Here is a 17,485-nt window from a genome sequence, read left to right on the forward strand (position 1 = left end):
AAATAAAATAGCAAACTTTCTGTTGTTAATACTAACACTTACGGCTCATTATATTGGGATTGCTCAAAAAGGCGATCCCAATATAATTATCATTTATGTCGATGATTTAGGTTATGGAGATATAGGTGTCAATGGGGCGATTGGAGTTAAAACGCCAAATGTTGACTATTTAGCGAAGAATGGTTTGAATTTTACAGATGCTCATAGTAGTGCCTCAACCTGTACTCCATCACGCTATTCGCTTTTAACAGGTGAATACGCTTTTAGAAATAATGCAGCTATATTAGAAGGTGATGCCCCTTTAATCATTGATACAAACAAAGAAACACTTCCTGCTTTGTTACAAAAAGCGGGTTATACAACGGGTGTTGTAGGAAAATGGCATTTAGGACTTGGCAGAGGAAAAATTGATTGGAACAAAAGAGTGAGTCCTGGACCAAAAGAAGTGGGGTTTGATTATAGTTTTTTAATTCCAGCAACAGGAGATAGAACGCCTTGTATTTTTTTAGAAAATCAAGAAGTGGTTGGCTTGGATTTATCGGATCCCATTACGGTTAGTTACGGAACAAGAATTGATGGCTACCCAATAGGTAGAGAACATCCTGAGTTATTAAAAATGCATACAGACCCCTATCATCAAGGAGCTATTATCAATGGAATTAGCCGTATAGGTTTTATGGATGGTGGTAAAAAAGCTTTATGGGTAGATGAGGATTTCCCTTTTGTACTTACCAAAAAAGCAAATGCGTTTATTGAAGAAAATAAAGAAGATAAATTCTTTTTATATTTTTCACTACATGATATACATCAACCAAGGGTCGCTAATATAAAATTTGTTGAAAGCAGTACGATGGGACCTCGAGGAGATGTCATTGCACAAATGGACTGGTGCGTAGGTCAAATTACAGAACAATTAAAGAAAGTAAATCTTCTCCATAATACTTTAATCGTATTTACGAGTGATAACGGCCCTATATTAGACGATGGTTATTTAGATTATGCTACAGAGTTATTGGGAACTCATAAGCCTGGTGGACCATATAGAGGGACTAAATATTCCGTTTATGAAGCAGGTACACGCATGCCTACTATAGTGCATTGGCCAAAAAAGGTAAAGCCAGGAACAAGTTCAGCGTTAATTTCACAAGTTGATTTGTATGCTTCATTAGCCGATTTAGTAAATCAAAAACCAGTAAAAGGAGCGGCTCCCGACAGTAAAAACCTTATTAATACATGGTTAGGTAAAACAGAAAAAGGACGTGATTTTTTACTGGAAGAGTCTTATACATTTGGATTAAGAATGGGTAACTGGAAGTATGTACAACCAAAAGACCAACAAGTGCCAAAATGGATCAGTGATAAATTTGTTGATCCTGGATTTAGAAAAGAAGTGCAATTATTCAATTTAGATAATGACCCATCTGAAAGCCTGAATGTTTATAAAGAATTCCCTGAGATAGTTGCAAAAATGGAAAAGGAAATGATTAAAATTTTAAAAAAATAAAGTACAATTTTATGAAGCGTTATATCTGTTTATTTTACATTTTGTTGTCATTAAATTTAGTTTCTGCACAAGACAGACCTAACATTCTATGGGTAACCATTGAAGATACATCGCCTCAGTTTATTGGTTGTTATGGCAATAAAGATGCTGGTACACCTGTTATTGATAAACTCGCAAAAGAAGGTATACGTTTTACCAATGCTTTTTCAACAGGAACGGTATGTGCAGCAAGTAGGTCTACTATTATTACCGGGGCAAAAACTTACACAATGGGTACTGGCCATCAAAGAAGTCAATATCCAATACCTAATTATATAAAAGGTTTCCCCTATTATTTAAAAAAACTAGGATATTATACTTCTAATAATCCCAAAACAGACTATAATATTGCTAATGAAAAAGATTTTATAAAAGAAGCTTGGGATGAGTGTTCTAAAAAAGCGAGTTGGGACGGACGAGGGGAAAAACAACCATTTTTTTCAGTATTTAATTTTGATGATTCTCATCAATCAAGAACTATGTCTTGGACTTTTGAGCAGTATGAAAAATATGTTTGGAATCAGCTTCCAAAAGAAGACAGAATAGCAGATGACGCTTTTGAAATGCCACCTTTTTATAATGACACTCCCGAAATGCGAAAACAATTTGCGAGAGTCTATAATTCGATAAAACTTACTGATAATAAAATTGGTAAATTACTAACAAAGCTTGAAGAGGATAAGTTACGAGACAATACCATTATTTTCTTTTATGCAGATCACGGGGAAGGTATTCCTAGAGCTAAGACTAATGGTATTGGTTTAGGATATCGCGTTCCTTTTATAATTTGGTTTCCAGAAAAATGGAAGCACCTTTCTCCTTGGGGAACCGCTAGCGTGTCTGATGAGTTAATAACTTTTGAAGATTTGGGACCAACCATCATAAATTTATTGGGTGGGAAAGTACCAGATTATATGAAAGGCACACCGTTTTTAGGTCAATCGAGGGAAAACAAAAAGAAATATCGTTTGCTTTCTACTGATAGGGTAGATAATGGATTAGATTTGGTAAGAAGTGTAACCGACGGGAAATATGTGTATTCTAGGAATTTTATGCCATTCATTCCAGAAGTACGATACATTAATTATTTAGAAATTGCTGATATCACAAAGCATATGCGTAACGACTTAAAACATAATAAGCTTAACGCATTGCAATCGCGTATTTTTAATGAACGTCCTTTGGAGGTGTTGTATGATATAGAAAATGATATTTGGGAAACCAAGAACTTAGCGGAGAACCCAAAATACAAATCTGTTTTAGAAAACATGAGGCACTATATGGATAGTGAGCTTATAAAAGCAAAAGACATCTTGTTCATGCCAGAATATGAAATAGTGAAAATTTCAAAAACACAAACACCCTACGAATATCGTTTAGACGATGCCAATTATAATTTTGATGAAATATATAAAGTAGCATCCCTGTCAGGTAAAAAAGGAGAAGAATTTGTAAAAGCACAAATTAAAAATCTTAAACATCAAGATAAAATCGTTCGCTATTGGGCAAGTATAGGTTTAATGTCACAGGATAAAGCACTTTTACAAGCCTATAAAAAAGATTTGAATAAAGCGCTTCATGATGATTATCCCCCAGTATCTATAACTGTCGCAGCTATTTTATATGAAAAGTTTAATAAAAAAAATGCTGCAAAGATATTAAACAAATTTTGCAAAAATGAAGACTGGACTCTGTCTTTAATGAGTATAAATTACGCACTTTATTTTAAAGATAGGACACCATTTGAGACTACTGTTTCCAAATTGTTAGAAACACCAAATCTTAATTATCACATTAAGAGTGCGTGTGATGATTTTTTGGAAAGTCAAAAAATTAGAAAAGAAATATAAAATCAACAGTATTAAACTAACATAAAAATGATGAAATTTTTTCAACCTGCAGTTGTATTCTTTGTACTGGTCTTAACAAGTGCCTGTTCAACTATTAATATAGATCAAATAGATTTGTCTGGAAAGTGGCAGGTCAAATTAGATTCTACAAATACTGGAGAGAGCAGTAATTGGGCTGCTAAAAAGTTTATGGGAACCAAAATTAATTTACCGGGAACTTTGGATGATGCAGGTATTGGAAAGCCAAACAATTTAGAGCCAGCTATCAATAATTATGTGATGTCTAACTTGGCTAGAAAGCATCAATATATAGGGAAAGCATGGTATCAGAGAGAGATTGAAATTCCAGCCTCATGGAAAGGGAATGTTGTGAAATTGAATCTAGAAAGAATTATTTGGGAGTCTGCTGTATATATTGACGGTAAACTTGTAGGTAAAGCTAATAGTCTTATTGGGAATCATGTGTATGATTTAACAACGCATTTAACTCCAGGAAAGCATTTATTGACTGTTTGTATTGATAACTCGAACCAATTCCCATTGATAAATGTAGCTGGAACAAAATACCCAGATCCTGTAAATCAAGATATGGCACATGCTTATACGAATCATACTCAAATAAAATGGAATGGTATTCTAGGTGATTTGTCTATAAATGTTTCAGATAAAAATACGCCTAACGATATACAGATTTATCCTAATGTAAAGGATAATAAGTTAAAAATTACTTTTAGTCAATCTAAATTTAGTGATAACAAAGTGAATTGTATCATTAGAGACGTAAAAGGTGAAGTTATATTTAATGAAAAAATACAGGCCTTAATAGAAAACGACAACTCAATTAGTATTGAAATTGATAGGCCAAAAAACCTTGCATTTTGGAATGAGTTTAATCCTGCTCTTTATGATGTCGAAATTGTTTCAAATACAGGAAGTTCTAAAGCTCGATTTGGCTATAAGGAAGTCAGTAATAAAAATGGAAATTTGACATTAAATGGAAAACGAATTTTTCTTCGAGGTAACTTAGAATGTGTGATTTTTCCATTAACGGGACATCCGCCAATGGAGAAAAAAGAGTGGGCAAAGCTAATTTCTCAAGCAAAAGCTTATGGTTTGAATCATTTGCGTTTTCATTCTTGGTGTCCTCCAAAAGCAGCATTTGAAGCAGCAGATGAAGCCGGAATTTATTGTCAAGTAGAACTGCCTCAGTGGAGTTTAAAAGTTGGTCAAGAGGATAAAACAACTCAGTATTTAAAAGCAGAAGCTAATAAAATAATTCGTGATTATGGAAATCACCCTTCTTTCCTTTTTATGACAATGGGAAATGAATTAGAAGGCGATGCAGCAGTATTAAATACCATGGTTGAAGATTTAAAAAAACAAGACAACCGACACATGTATGCGACTACTTCTTTTTCTTTTCAAAAACCTATGGGAACACGTCCTGAACCTCAGGATGAGTTCTTTATTACACAATGGACAGACAAAGGTTGGGTTAGAGGACAAGGTATTTTTAATGATAAATCGCCTCATTTCAATGCTGATTACACAGCAACAAGTGAGCATGTAAAAATCCCTTTGGTATCACATGAAATAGGACAATATTCTGTTTACCCTGATATGAGTGAAATTTCAAAATACAAGGGTGTTTTAGAACCTCTTAATTTTATTGCTGTGAAGAGAGAATTAGAAAAGAAAGGCTTAATTGGTTCAGCTAAAGATTTTACGTATAATTCGGGAAAACTAGCAGCGTTATTATATAAAGAGGAAATAGAACGCGCTTTGAAAACACCGAGTTTTGATGGTTTTCAGTTGTTACAACTTCAAGATTTTCCTGGACAAGGAACCGCATTAGTTGGTTTATTAAACGCATTTTGGGAATCAAAAGGAATCATTTCAGCGGAAGAGTTTAGACAATTCAATAGCGAGCTTGTACCTCTTGTTCGTTTTGAAAAAGCGGTTTATAAATCTGGAGAAAAATTTACAGCTTCAATAGAAGTGGCTAACTTTTTTGAAGAGAAAAAAAATCAAACTATTTATTGGACACTAACTGATGATGCAGGTACAGTTGTAAAAAAAGGGAATGTGGACGGTGTTAGTTTGACGATTGGAAATAATGTAAATATAGGTGCCATTGAATATCCGGTAACAACAACAACTGCAAAAAGATTAACATTAACAGTGAGTCTAAAAGGAACAAAATATAAAAACAATTGGTCTATTTGGGTGTATCCAAATGTTGTTGCTACAACTGCTAATGATGTGGTTGTTACCTCATCTATTGAAGAGGCTTCAGTAGCTCTCAATCAAGGCAAAAAAGTGTTGTTGAATCCTGATTATAAAACACTAAAAGGAATAGACGGTCGATTTGTACCTGTATTTTGGAGTCCCGTTCATTTTCCTAATCAACCCGCTACTATGGGATTGTTAGTGGATAAAAAACATCCAGCTTTACAAAATTTTCCAACTGATACACATACTGATTGGCAATGGTGGGATTTGTGTATTCAATCAAAATCTGTTATCACTGATTCATTAGATGTTACTCCTATCGTTCGTGTTATTGACAATTTTGTGACCAATCATCATTTAGCAACCGTTTTTGAAGCAAAAATTGGGAATGGGAAACTAATTTTTTCTTCTATGGATTTGACCTCTAAATTAGAAGAAAGACCTGTAGCAAGACAATTGCGATATAGTTTGTTGCAGTATATGAGTGGTACTTCATTTAATCCTACAAAAACAATTTCAATAGAGGATTTAAAAAAAATAAAAGCAGATAAAAAACAAGGGAATTTTTCAGCTAAAGATATTTATAATTGATTTTGTAAATTAAATAATTGAACTGTTTTTATCAACCATACAGAACAGGACAGATTTTGTGTTTTGATAGTGTATTTTTGAGTGATTTTTTTTAGATAAAAATGTTAAATCAATATAGTTCTTAATTTAATCATTGATGTCAATCCCTAATTTATAATTTGGTATCTATGGTTTTTAATTACTTTTTATTCTTTTAAAGAACTTAATAAGAAATCTAAATTATCATTATGAATTTACTCAAAGATTTAAAGTTTTCTAAAGATAACGGAAAAGCATTATACTTGCAGATTGCAGATAGTTTTATTTACAATATCCTTAGAGGAAACATCAAAATGGATGAAAAAGTTCCTTCAATCAATGTCTTTAGTAAAGAGTATAATGTGTCTAGAGATACCATTGAAAAAGCCTATAACGTTTTAAAAGAAAAAAAAATAATAATTTCTAGGAAAGGGAAAGGTCTGTACGTTAATTCTACTGATTTAATTTCAAAAATAAATGTGCTTTTTTTGATAAATAAGTTGAGTCCTTATAAATTGAAAATATATGATGCATTTACTCGTAATATAGGAGCTAAATTTCATACTGATTTTGAAGTATATCATTGTAATGAATCGCTCTTTTTATCTTTAATGGAAAAAAATAAAGATAGATATGATTATTATGTTATAATGCCGCATTTTAAAATAGCTCATTCAGAAGAAAAAGCATTAAAGAAAAAGTCGATTGCTGCAATTAAAAGTATCCCAAGAGATAAACTCATAATAATGGATAATAATGATTTAGAGATTGATGGTAATATAATTGAAATTTATCAGGATTTTGAAAATGATATTTATAATGCTTTAGTATTAGGATTAAAAAAAATTAAAAAATACAGTACTCTAAATTTAGTTATTACAAAAGGGGAAACTTTTCCATATCTTAATAAGATATGTTATGGTTTTATGAGGTTTTGTAATGAACAATTATTTGATTTCAAAATTTTAAATACAATAGAAGAGGATATCGTTATCAATCAAGGTGATTTATTTATTGTGGTATCTGATGATGATTTGGTAAAGCTAATAGATTTAATAAATACTTGTAATTTGATGTTAGGAAAGGAAGTTGGGGTTATTTCTTACAACGAAACACCTTTCAAACGTTTGTTAAACCTCTCTGTCATATCAACAGATTTTGCTAATATGGGAAAAATAGCTGCGGATATGATTATAAATAATGAAAAAGGCAAAATTAAAAATCCATTTACTCTGATTGAAAGAAGTTCTTTTTGAGGATTAATATCCTTTGTACTTAAATTCTTAGTTTTTCTGAGTAGTTAATCATTTAAATTTATATTCAATTAGTAAATATTTTAGTAATTAATATAATTATAAATTTGTATAGATAATTTGAAAAGTAAATAAATTAAACAATGAAATTTTGCAATTTTTTTTTAATAATCAGTTTGTTACTGGTTACAAATGTTAATAGTCAAATAACAGCTAAAGTAGTGGATGGAGATTATCCCCTAGAATACGCAACAGCTACTTTGTTCTCATCAAAAAATAAAGGATTAATTGCGGGAGTGGTTACTGATGTTTCTGGAAAATTTAATTTAAAAAACATTAAAAACGGGAATTATTATTTAGAAGTTTCGTTCATAGGATTTAAAACAAAAATATTCAATGATATTGTAATTAAAGGAGATAAAACAATTGATTTAGGCGTTATTTCTTTACTATCGGCAGAGAACCAATTAAATGATGTTGTCATCCAAAACGGAACAAAAGCATTAACGAACAAAATAGACCGCCAAGTTTATGATGCCAAGGCCTTCCAAAATAGTAAAGGAGGAACAGCTACTGATGTTTTAAGAAACCTACCTTCAATTGCTATGGATGGTCAAGGTGAAATAAGCGTTAGAGGTACTACAGGATTTAAAGTGTTATTAAATGGAAAACCTACTCAGGGAGATATTTCAACAATCTTGGGACAATTACCCGCTAATGCAGTTGAACGTGTGGAAATTGTTACAGCACCTTCAGCTAAGTATGATCCTGATGGTAAAGCAGGTATTTTAAACATTATTACCAAAAAAGGATCTTTAAATGGAGAATTTGCCCAATTAAATATAAAAGGAGGTTTTCCTTCTATCCAAGATTATAATAATCAAGCCCCAGTACACCGGTATGGAATTGATGGAACTTACTCTATAAAAAAGAATAAATGGGATATTGCATTGGGAGGAAGCTATTCTCGTAGTGACATTACCGGACGTAGAGAAGGTGATGTATTTACGATTAATGATGTTGAAAATTATAAAACACAATTTCCATCTGATGGGGAGCGTAGTACTGATTTATTAGATTATAGCGGTCGGCTTACGGTTGATTTTACCCCAAATAAAAATAATAGTTTTGCTTTAGCCTTTTATGGAGGTAAACGAAAAAATGACAGAACGGCTAATATTGTATATAACAATTCAACCACATCATTAACTGATGGAAGCGAGCTTCGTACTTTTGATTATCTGAATGAAAATTTACGAACCCGCGATGGTGATTTTGCATTAGGAAGTTTTGACTATACCCATATTTTTAAAAATCAATCAAAATTAACCTCTTCGTTTTTGTATGAATATAGTTTATTGGGAGGTCCAACGACCAATTTGAATTTAAGTTTAGATAAAAGCCAAGTATACCAAGATGAGTATAATACTAATGATAATCCAGTGTATGGAACAAGAGCACAATTAGATTATGCTTTTAAACCTTTTTCTTTTGGTAAAATCGAAATAGGTTATCAATACAGAGGTTTTTTGAATAAAGGGGATTTTATTTATGAAAGAAGAAACCTTACAACCGGTGATTTCGAAATTGTTCCAGAATTTACCAGTGTGGTTAATTTGGATAGAAAAATTCATTCGGCTTATACACAATTAAATGGAAGCGCAAATAAATGGGAATATGCAGCTGGTTTACGATTAGAATCAATGAAGCGTGATTTTTATTTAAAAGGTTATGATCAACAAGCCGAAAATCTAGCCTATGATTATGTCAAGTTATTTCCATCTGCTTCTGTTCAATATACTATGGAAAATGATTTAAAATTAAAATTAGGCTATAGTAAACGTGTTGATAGGGCACCTACTTATCAAATGAATCCTTTTAAGGAAAGAGAACATTCAGAAACTTTTGAGCAGGGAGATAAAAATTTATTACCAGAGTTTACAGATTTAGTTGAAGTTGGATTCAATAAGAGAATTAAAGAAACTGGTTCGGTTTTTGCTAACGTTTATTTCAGAAACGTTCAAAATCTAATTAATCGTGTCAATACGAGGTCATACGATAATGTAGGGGTATTAAACGATACTATTTTGGATAGAATATATACAAATGTTGGTAGAGGTAGAGCATTAGGTCTAGAGCTAGGTGCAAATTTTAAATTAACAGATAAATGGAATAATTTTATAGGCGGCAACGTATATAATCAGCAACTAGATGGTTTTTTTAACGGTCGTATAGTTGATTCAAAAGCAACTCAATTCTCTATAAATGCAAACAGTACTTATGATTTTTCTAAAACAACTTCATTGCAATTTACACTGAATTATTTGTCTGAACGAATAACTGCGCAAGGTGAGGATTCTCGTTTTTATTCCCCAAATTTGAGTCTTCGAAAAACGTTTTTCGATAATCAGCTTGTTGCAACTTTACAATGGCAAAATATTGATATGGGATTGTTAAAATCAAATGAGCAAAGAATTACAACCTATTCTCCTAATGCTTTTTATACCACTACAAACTACGTATACGAAGTAGATATGGTGATTCTTAATTTATCATATACTTTTACAAAGACAAAGAACAAATCGAAATTTATAGATAGTGAATTTGGGAAAAAAGAATTTTAATTAAATGAATAATATGAAAGATAAAGAGAAAAAACTATTTAGAATCATTTTTATTATGCTTATACCATTAATAGGTTTTTTATGGTTTTTGACTAATTCTTCTACTTCAAAAAAAGAAGTAAATCAAGAGGATGAAAATCAAGATGCTGAACCTAAGTTTGAATTAACAATAGAAAATAAAAATAATAAACCCAAGGAAGAGCATGAAGGAATGGTTTGGATACCTGGAGGGGAGTTTTCCATGGGAAGTAATTTTGATGATGAAAGTCTTTGTAGTATCAAAGGAGTAACCAATGATGCCCGACCAATTCACAGAGTATATGTTGATGGTTTTTGGATGGATAAAACAGAAGTTACGAATAAGGAATTTGCTGAATTTGTAAAAGCTACAGGCTATGTTACTGTTGCAGAGAAAAAACCACTTCCCGAAGAATTACCTGGAGTGCCATTATCAGATTTGATAGCTGGCTCAGCTGTATTTACACCAACAAAAAGTAAAGTTGACTTAAATAATTATTTGGCATGGTGGCAGTATGTAGGAGGAGCAAATTGGAGACATCCATTAGGGACGGATAGCGATTTAAAAGGAAAAGACAACTATCCAGTAGTGCAAATTGCATTTGAAGATGCAGCAGCTTATGCTAAATGGGCAGGAAAACGATTGCCTACGGAAGCAGAATGGGAATTTGCAGCCAGAGGAGGAAAGACAGGTACTTCCTATACTTGGGGGAATGTATTAAAACCTAATGGTAAATTTCAGGCGAATATTTATCAGGGAGAATTTCCTGTTGAAAAGGGAGATAAAGCAGAAGATGGTTTTGTAGGATTGGCTCCAGTAGCGCAATACCAGCCTAATGGTTATGGACTTTATGATATGGCAGGAAATGTTTGGGAGTTAATTAACGATTGGTATAGTGAAGATTATTATGAACTATTATCAGCAAGTGGAAAAGTCGCCAGAAATCCACAAGGACCAGAAAGAAGTAATTATTCGGGAGAGCCTAATGCTTTAACAAAGGTTCATAGAGGCGGTTCTTTTTTATGTACGGATGAATATTGTACCCGATACTTAGTAGGTTCAAGAGGACATGGAGAAATCAAATCAACTGCAAATCATATAGGATTTAGATGTGTCAGATGATTTTGAAGATATACTTAAATAATGAAATAGGTAGACAACAAATAGTAATAAAAAAAACTATGATGCTAAAAGAAAGTTTGAAGTTAATTTTAAAATCAAGAAGGAAGTACTCCAATAATATTAAAAAAATAATTTAGATAAAGCTATTTTTATCAATCCTTATATTGGAAAAAACGGTCAAATTGACCACCCCATTCCTGTTCAAATTGACCACCTGATTTTTGGGTAAATTAATTATTAAAAACTACTATCTTTTTCATTCTGTTAGAATCATAAATTCGCTTAAAAAAAGTAGATTATGGCAAACAAAATAACAGACATGAGTAAAATAAGAAAAGTAATTAAATTCTATTGTGAAGGTAGGAGTAAGTTGTTGATAAGTAGCTACTATTTCCTTTACTGAGAGCTGAATTTGTTTGAAAAAATAAAAAGTTTAGTAATACCTTTTATTAAAAGATAAATCTACTTAATAGCTTTTAATTTTTTGAATGATTTTTTCTAATGTTTCAATGGCAATTTCCTTGTCTTTATCTTCTGCATTATAGGATTTACTTCGAACAGACTGATAGGAGAGTTCCGTTTTAAAAGGAGTAGAGAGATGTGGGACGATAGTTTTAAAAACGGCACTCATTGATTTTGCATTGAGAATTCTCGATTCATCTGCGGCTCTTAAAAATAAGGCAATTTGATCAGCAGATAAAAGACAGGTAATTTTGTTTTCGATATTTTTTCCAGCAGTGTTGTCAATCTTTTTTTCGTTTTCAATAAAAGGATATATTGACTGTTCCATCTTTTTTTCAAGATATATGATTTCCTGTTCGAACCAATGAATGATTACTTTTTTGAGATTTCGATTTTTGTGATTGAAACATATATTCTTCTTAGTGTACAATTGATTGAATTCTTTTAAGAAGAACAATAATTTGTCCAATCGGTCGGATTCATTTTCAAATAAATCAATTTTTTGAATGATGGAACGCTTAAAATAGTTCATGTATTTAATGTTGTTAAAATTCAGAAATACAAGCAGTTCATCAATAGCTGAAAAAGTGTTTGCTTTTTGGTGGTTTTCACAAAATAATTCCAATTCCTGAATTAACTTCTTTCTGTACAAAACTTCTCGGTAGGTTAATGAAGAATTGTTTTTGGAAAATTTAAAAACATCAAATATAATATCGGTAATGTTTTTATTATCGACTGCTTTCTCTAATCGTGATTTTAGGCAATCAAATTTTAGTTTTAATTCATTTTTGGTTACAATCAGATAAGAAATGGGAACTCTTTCATCGATATTCAAATAACTAAAAAATCGACTTTCTATGTAGGTCAATAATTCATCGAGACAATTGAATAAAGTTTTCATGATGTTGGATAAATGCGGACTTTTGAAAACATCCTTATTTTGATTGCAAACCACTATATCCTGTAGAATAATAAGTGAGGAATGGTATTTTTGAATTAAGTGTTTAATTTCACTTTCTTTAGTAAAAAGAAATATTTGTTTGTTCAATTGAGTCTGGATATAAAGTATTTCTTTTAAAATTTGTTCTGTGATGTCTTTAATTTCATCAGCGGTAATGGTACAAACATGATTATTTCCCGGATTCAGTGTGATTGAAATCAAAGAATCTAACCATTCCAAAGGATATGTTTTAGTTGTTTCCATTAGCACTACTTAAACTTGTTAGTTATTTTCACTCAAGGGGTAATCAATGCTGTTTTAAACTATCAGAAAGGTTTATATCAAATAGTTGTAATTCTAATTTCTGATTGAATTTATTACTGTATGTTGTTGGTTTTGAGTTGTCTTAGGGAGAATTTATCTATGGATTATAAAATTCAATATAAAAAATGAAAGTTTTTTCATCTGTATCTATAAAACTCCCAAATTGACAACTCATATTCCCGATTTGACATAAGAAACGTAAAAAACACAATAAATAATCCGGAAAAGACAAAGGTTTTATAATCAGATGTTTCTATTTTTGTAAGAATAATTTAAAATTCATAAAAGATGATTACAGCTCATGACTTTTATGAGAATGAATATGCAAGATTTTGGATAGCAGACTCTATTCTCCGTTTCGAATACAAAGAAAATACCACCTTAGATTTGAAAGTTGCCCAACAGGTAGTTACTGATAGAATCCATTTTCAAAACGAACTTTCATTTCCTGTTTTATGTGATGTTCGTGGAGTAATTTCTACCGAAAAAGCAGGTAGGGATTATCTGGCTCAGACCGGTTCCATTTTAACTACAGCTGTTGCACTCTTAGTGCAGGAAGAGGTTTTGCAAATGATAGGTATGTTTTATATGCAAATTAACAAACCAACGGTACCTACTAAGGTTTTTACTAAAGAAGCTGATGCTTTGAATTTTTTAATGAAATTTGTTTGAATTTGAACTAAAAAAATATCGAAAGTATAACTTAAAATGAAACGAGTTCAACTTAATACAATTATCAAGTTGAACTCGTTTGATTCAGACAGCATTTCTTTTGATTATCTCAATTTATGATTATTTTGAAGGTTGTTGAGTAATTCCAAGACATAATTATCTCTTGCCTGAATATAGGCTACTTTAGGGACAATTGTAGCTCCTAATTTCTTCTTTTCGAAAGTAGCAGACAGACCAAAGTCTATTTTTTGAATTCCCAGTTGGTTGGCTCTTTTTATAGTTTGGAACAACAGCTGTCTGTAGAGATGATATTCCTTTGCCCACTTATAATCCATTCCAATTAATTCGGGTACATAGACGTTTTTTGCGTTTTTGTAGCAAAACATGATGCCGTTAAAAGAGTTATTTTTATTTTCTTTTAATGTTACTATAATAAATTCCCAATTGTTAGATGAATTCATATTTTCGAAAACTTCAATAGTATAAGGAAAGGTATTAATCGCCAGATTATTTGCCTGTACATTTCTATACAATTCATAAGCTCTTTCTAATTCTTTCGGACTTAGATGTTGTTTTATCGCTACATGATAAAGGTTTTCGTAGGCGAGAATTTCTTTATTGAAATGTTTTCTCGAACGACTTGATAATCTTTCGGAAAATTCCTCATTAGAATACCAGGTTTCATTTTCTAATACACAGGATTCAGGCATATTGATTTTAAAGTAACCTTGGTTTTGGATGGTTTTATTCCAGTTGTTGTCCTCTTTAAAATCGCGCAGGACTAATCGGTCAGCATTTAAAGTATTGTATTTTTCTTCAACAAGGTCTAAGAGTAATTGAAGTGCTTTTTGAGCAAGAGGATGTTCTTTGTTTTCATAATAATGCTGCCCTTCGGTAAATAAACATCCCATGCTTAAAATTTTTGAAGTCAGGTACATTGGATTACTTTTTCGGATTTCTTCTAATTGTGATGAAACAGATTCAGTTGAAAGCATATCATCTTTCCAAATACCAAAAGTAAAGAAGGTCATTAAAATAATGGTTTTATCTTTATCTCTGATTGTATAGTAATAAAAATCGAATTGATTGGTTGGGTCTGGATGCTTGCTAAAAGTATTTTCTAAATAGAGCAAGCCCTCGTAGTCGAGTATGTTTTGTTTTCCAATTAAATTGTTCCATTCTACAGGATCAATGGTTTTGATAGAATTTTTTACTTCAACAAAGAGTTCTGAATTATTTTGTGATTTACTCTCAACAATATTTTTATTGTGAAGACCAAAAGCCTGATGGATTTTACCGGGACTGTTATTGGTATCCTCCAAGGCTTTAGGAAAATGATATTCCATCGCCTGAGCCAATGCTTTAATATCGTCTTTCTGATTATGAGCTGATAGTGTGATACGGATTCCTGTATTTTTTATGGGTACAGCAGGATAAATACCCAGATTAAGAAAAAAGCCTTCATTAAAAAGCCGATGAACAAAATTGTATGCAGTTATAGGTGTTGCCATTCCTAAGAATAAAACAGGAGAATCATTTTTGGATATAATAGGAAGTGATCCGTTTGATAATAATTGATTGAAGTAAGCTATTTTGTCTGCCAAATCATTTTGCAGCAAATTAATTTCTGAGGATAAATGGATATTGGCTGAAGCAATTGCAGCTCCTACAGAAGCAGGCTCTAATTGAGCAGAAAATGTTAAGGGACCTCCGAAGTTTTTGATTTTATTTCTGAGTTTTTCATTAGAGCAAAACACCGTTGCACCGCTGGCACCAAATGTTTTACTCAGAGTGCCTACCACTACAATATTTTCCGGTAGTTCTTTGATAGTATCAAATACGAAACCTGTTCCGTTTTTGCCTTTCCAACTCATACCATGAACATCATCAAAATAGAGGTGGAGTTGGTTGTATTTTTGGGTCAGTTGTATCAATTCATCTATTGGAGCATAATCCCCGTACATCGAATAGACTCCATCAGCCATATACCAAATTTTATTGCATTTGCTACTGAGGTATTTGATTTTTTCTTCCAGCATATTGAGTTGGTTGTGCCGAATCATTTCAACCGGGATTCCCCTTAATTTGAGTAATTGACAGGCATTCTGAACACTCCAGTGTACCTGATGATCCATAATTACCGCATCTTCATCCCTGATTAAAGTTGGAATTACGGCTAAATGTCCCAGTGTACTGTTTTTGGTAATGATGGGAGGTATCTCGTACATTTCTTCAATCTTGGCTTCGAGTTCCGCATACAAAGGATGGGAGATATAGGATTTAGAAAGTGGAAATTGTGTGCCAAAATCCTCAATGGCTTTGATGGCAGCCTGTTTTAATCTGTTGTCCTGTTCCAATCCCAAATAGCCTGTAGTACCAAAGTGAAACATCTTTTTTCCTTTGATTTGAATGGTTCTGCCAGATAAGAATTTGTCTTCAGCATAGAGGTGTAATACTCCTTCATTTTTTGCTCCTGATAGAACATCATCTACTGTGTCGATAAAGTTGTTGTGTTTAATTTTAGCCATGATCTCTTGATTTATAATGAGTAAAGAAATTTGACTAAAATTCATTATAAAAATTGAGAGAATATTATGCTAAGGTTTAATACTCCCGAATTGACAACTTTAATTCCCGAATTGACAACTAAATATTTATATAACAACAAATAATCCTTAATTAACAAGTAAATAGTTTTTAAATGTTGTTATTTTTGTTAAATGATTGCATAAAATCTATAGTTTGAATCAAAATGCTTCTAATAAAGTAAATGATGGTGTAGGTTTTAATGTAGATTAATATTTCCCTCAAATAAATTATTTAAAACAAAGTTCAGCTCACTAGTGTAGTTGAATTATTAATTCATTTGTATGAAAAAAGCTTTTAAACAAGAAAGAATAGTCCCGATTTACCAGATGTTGTTTGAAATGGCTAGAGGTAATTTTAATAGTAATATCCCATTGAGTGCTATAGATGACGAATTGGAAACCTTAGCGGTTTTGATTAATATGGTAGCGGAGGAAATGAGAGAATCGATTTTTCATGATGGTTTTGTCAATACACATCAAAGTAATCAGAATGTAAATCATATAAGTTTTATCTTTGATCAAAGCTTAAGTATTAAAAGTTTTACTTCAAAAATAGGTTCTTGTTTAGGGTTCTCCGATTCAGAATTACAAGAGCAGTCTTTGTCCGCTATTCTAAATAAAACCTCTTTTATCAGTTTAGAAAGAGCAGTTAGTAGATTGGAAACAGAACCGATAACAATAGTTTTAGATTTTATTACCAAAGAACGTTTGATAGTTACGGTTTCATGTAGTATTAGCAAACTCTATAATAGTTCGGAATTGTTATTGAATTTCGATACCATAGTCCGTCAAAATTCCTATAGTTCACTAGCATTAAAAAATGATGATAATTCTGTCGTTAAGACCAGAAGGGTAGATGCAATCCTTATTCAAAAAGTGTATGATTATATTATCGCGCATTTGGAGGAACCCTTACCTTCTTTAAAAGATTTATCACGACAATTTGGAACCAATGAGTATAAATTAAAATCTGGTTTCCGTTATTTTTTCAAGACCAGTATTTATCAATTTTATAATGAAGAACGATTAAAAAGGGCTTATTTTATGATTGAACATACAGTGCTTCCTCTTAAGAATATTTCAGTGGTGAATGGTTTTAATAATTATCCCAATTTTTCTAAATCCTTTAAAAAGCGTTTTGGAATTTCACCTAATGAATTAATTCGTATTGGTTTGGAGCCATTAAATTTGGTATAATATACAGTACATTAAGTTCTCTATTTTCAATTTATCCGTTTTGGATAACT

Annotated in this window: 10 protein-coding genes; 8 read left to right on the forward strand and 2 right to left on the reverse strand. The window is 31.7% G+C overall.

The features are described from left to right. Positions 1-22 precede the first annotated feature (22 nt). The 6 genes from B6A10_RS06130 (at position 23) to B6A10_RS06155 (ending at position 11,252) form a co-directional block, all read left to right on the forward strand. The gene (locus tag B6A10_RS06130) at positions 23-1,504 is read left to right on the forward strand and encodes a sulfatase-like hydrolase/transferase (RefSeq protein WP_202986203.1); all 1,482 of its coding nucleotides are present in this window, start codon (positions 23-25) and stop codon (positions 1,502-1,504) included. 11 nt (positions 1,505-1,515) lie between these two features. Further along, entirely contained in the window at positions 1,516-3,393 is a 1,878-nt protein-coding gene (locus B6A10_RS06135; protein WP_188220143.1) for a sulfatase family protein, read from the forward strand. Positions 3,394-3,420: 27 nt separating this feature from the next. Further along, complete coding sequence (locus B6A10_RS06140) at positions 3,421-6,216, forward strand: sugar-binding domain-containing protein (protein ID WP_188220144.1); 2,796 nt, start codon at positions 3,421-3,423, stop codon at positions 6,214-6,216. 227 nt (positions 6,217-6,443) lie between these two features. Then, entirely contained in the window at positions 6,444-7,490 is a 1,047-nt protein-coding gene (locus B6A10_RS06145; protein WP_188220145.1) for a GntR family transcriptional regulator, read from the forward strand. 140 nt (positions 7,491-7,630) lie between these two features. After that, a complete protein-coding gene (locus B6A10_RS06150; protein WP_188220146.1) occupies positions 7,631-10,111 on the forward strand; it encodes an outer membrane beta-barrel protein in 2,481 nt (826 codons plus the stop codon). A gap of 13 nt (positions 10,112-10,124) precedes the next feature. Continuing rightward, positions 10,125-11,252: a formylglycine-generating enzyme family protein gene (locus B6A10_RS06155; protein WP_188220147.1), complete on the forward strand. Its 1,128-nt coding sequence runs from the start codon at positions 10,125-10,127 to the stop codon at positions 11,250-11,252. Positions 11,253-11,718: 466 nt separating this feature from the next. Here the strand turns inward: B6A10_RS06155 and B6A10_RS06160 are convergent, their stop codons facing one another. Then, entirely contained in the window at positions 11,719-12,918 is a 1,200-nt protein-coding gene (locus B6A10_RS06160; protein WP_188220148.1) for a hypothetical protein, read from the reverse strand. Between the two features lie 348 nt (positions 12,919-13,266). On the opposite strand from B6A10_RS06160, the gene B6A10_RS06165 reads away from it, so the two are divergent. After that, positions 13,267-13,650 carry a DUF7793 family protein gene (locus B6A10_RS06165; RefSeq protein ID WP_188220149.1) on the forward strand — a complete coding sequence of 128 codons (384 nt, stop codon included), beginning with the start codon at positions 13,267-13,269 and terminating at the stop codon, positions 13,648-13,650. Between the two features lie 104 nt (positions 13,651-13,754). On the opposite strand, the gene B6A10_RS06170 is transcribed toward B6A10_RS06165, so the two are convergent. Next, positions 13,755-16,178, reverse strand: a complete 2,424-nt coding sequence (locus tag B6A10_RS06170) for a bifunctional aminotransferase class I/II-fold pyridoxal phosphate-dependent enzyme/GNAT family N-acetyltransferase (protein ID WP_188220150.1) — start codon at positions 16,176-16,178, stop codon at positions 13,755-13,757. Between the two features lie 342 nt (positions 16,179-16,520). On the opposite strand from B6A10_RS06170, the gene B6A10_RS06175 reads away from it, so the two are divergent. Continuing rightward, positions 16,521-17,435 (forward strand): helix-turn-helix domain-containing protein, encoded by a 915-nt coding sequence (locus B6A10_RS06175; RefSeq protein WP_188220151.1) that lies wholly within the window; start codon positions 16,521-16,523, stop codon positions 17,433-17,435. Positions 17,436-17,485 lie beyond the last annotated feature (50 nt).

The sequence above is a fragment of the Flavobacterium pokkalii genome (genome assembly GCF_014596575.1).
In the GTDB taxonomy this organism is placed as follows: domain Bacteria; phylum Bacteroidota; class Bacteroidia; order Flavobacteriales; family Flavobacteriaceae; genus Flavobacterium; species Flavobacterium pokkalii.

Coding starts and splice junctions, on each gene's coding strand:
- B6A10_RS06160 (WP_188220148.1), bottom strand. CDS start 12,918: ATGGAAACAACTAAAACATATCCTTTGGAATGGTTAGATTCTTTGATT.
- B6A10_RS06150 (WP_188220146.1), top strand. CDS start 7,631: ATGAAATTTTGCAATTTTTTTTTAATAATCAGTTTGTTACTGGTTACA.
- B6A10_RS06140 (WP_188220144.1), top strand. CDS start 3,421: ATGATGAAATTTTTTCAACCTGCAGTTGTATTCTTTGTACTGGTCTTA.
- B6A10_RS06165 (WP_188220149.1), top strand. CDS start 13,267: ATGATTACAGCTCATGACTTTTATGAGAATGAATATGCAAGATTTTGG.
- B6A10_RS06135 (WP_188220143.1), top strand. CDS start 1,516: ATGAAGCGTTATATCTGTTTATTTTACATTTTGTTGTCATTAAATTTA.
- B6A10_RS06175 (WP_188220151.1), top strand. CDS start 16,521: ATGAAAAAAGCTTTTAAACAAGAAAGAATAGTCCCGATTTACCAGATG.
- B6A10_RS06170 (WP_188220150.1), bottom strand. CDS start 16,178: ATGGCTAAAATTAAACACAACAACTTTATCGACACAGTAGATGATGTT.
- B6A10_RS06155 (WP_188220147.1), top strand. CDS start 10,125: ATGAAAGATAAAGAGAAAAAACTATTTAGAATCATTTTTATTATGCTT.
- B6A10_RS06145 (WP_188220145.1), top strand. CDS start 6,444: ATGAATTTACTCAAAGATTTAAAGTTTTCTAAAGATAACGGAAAAGCA.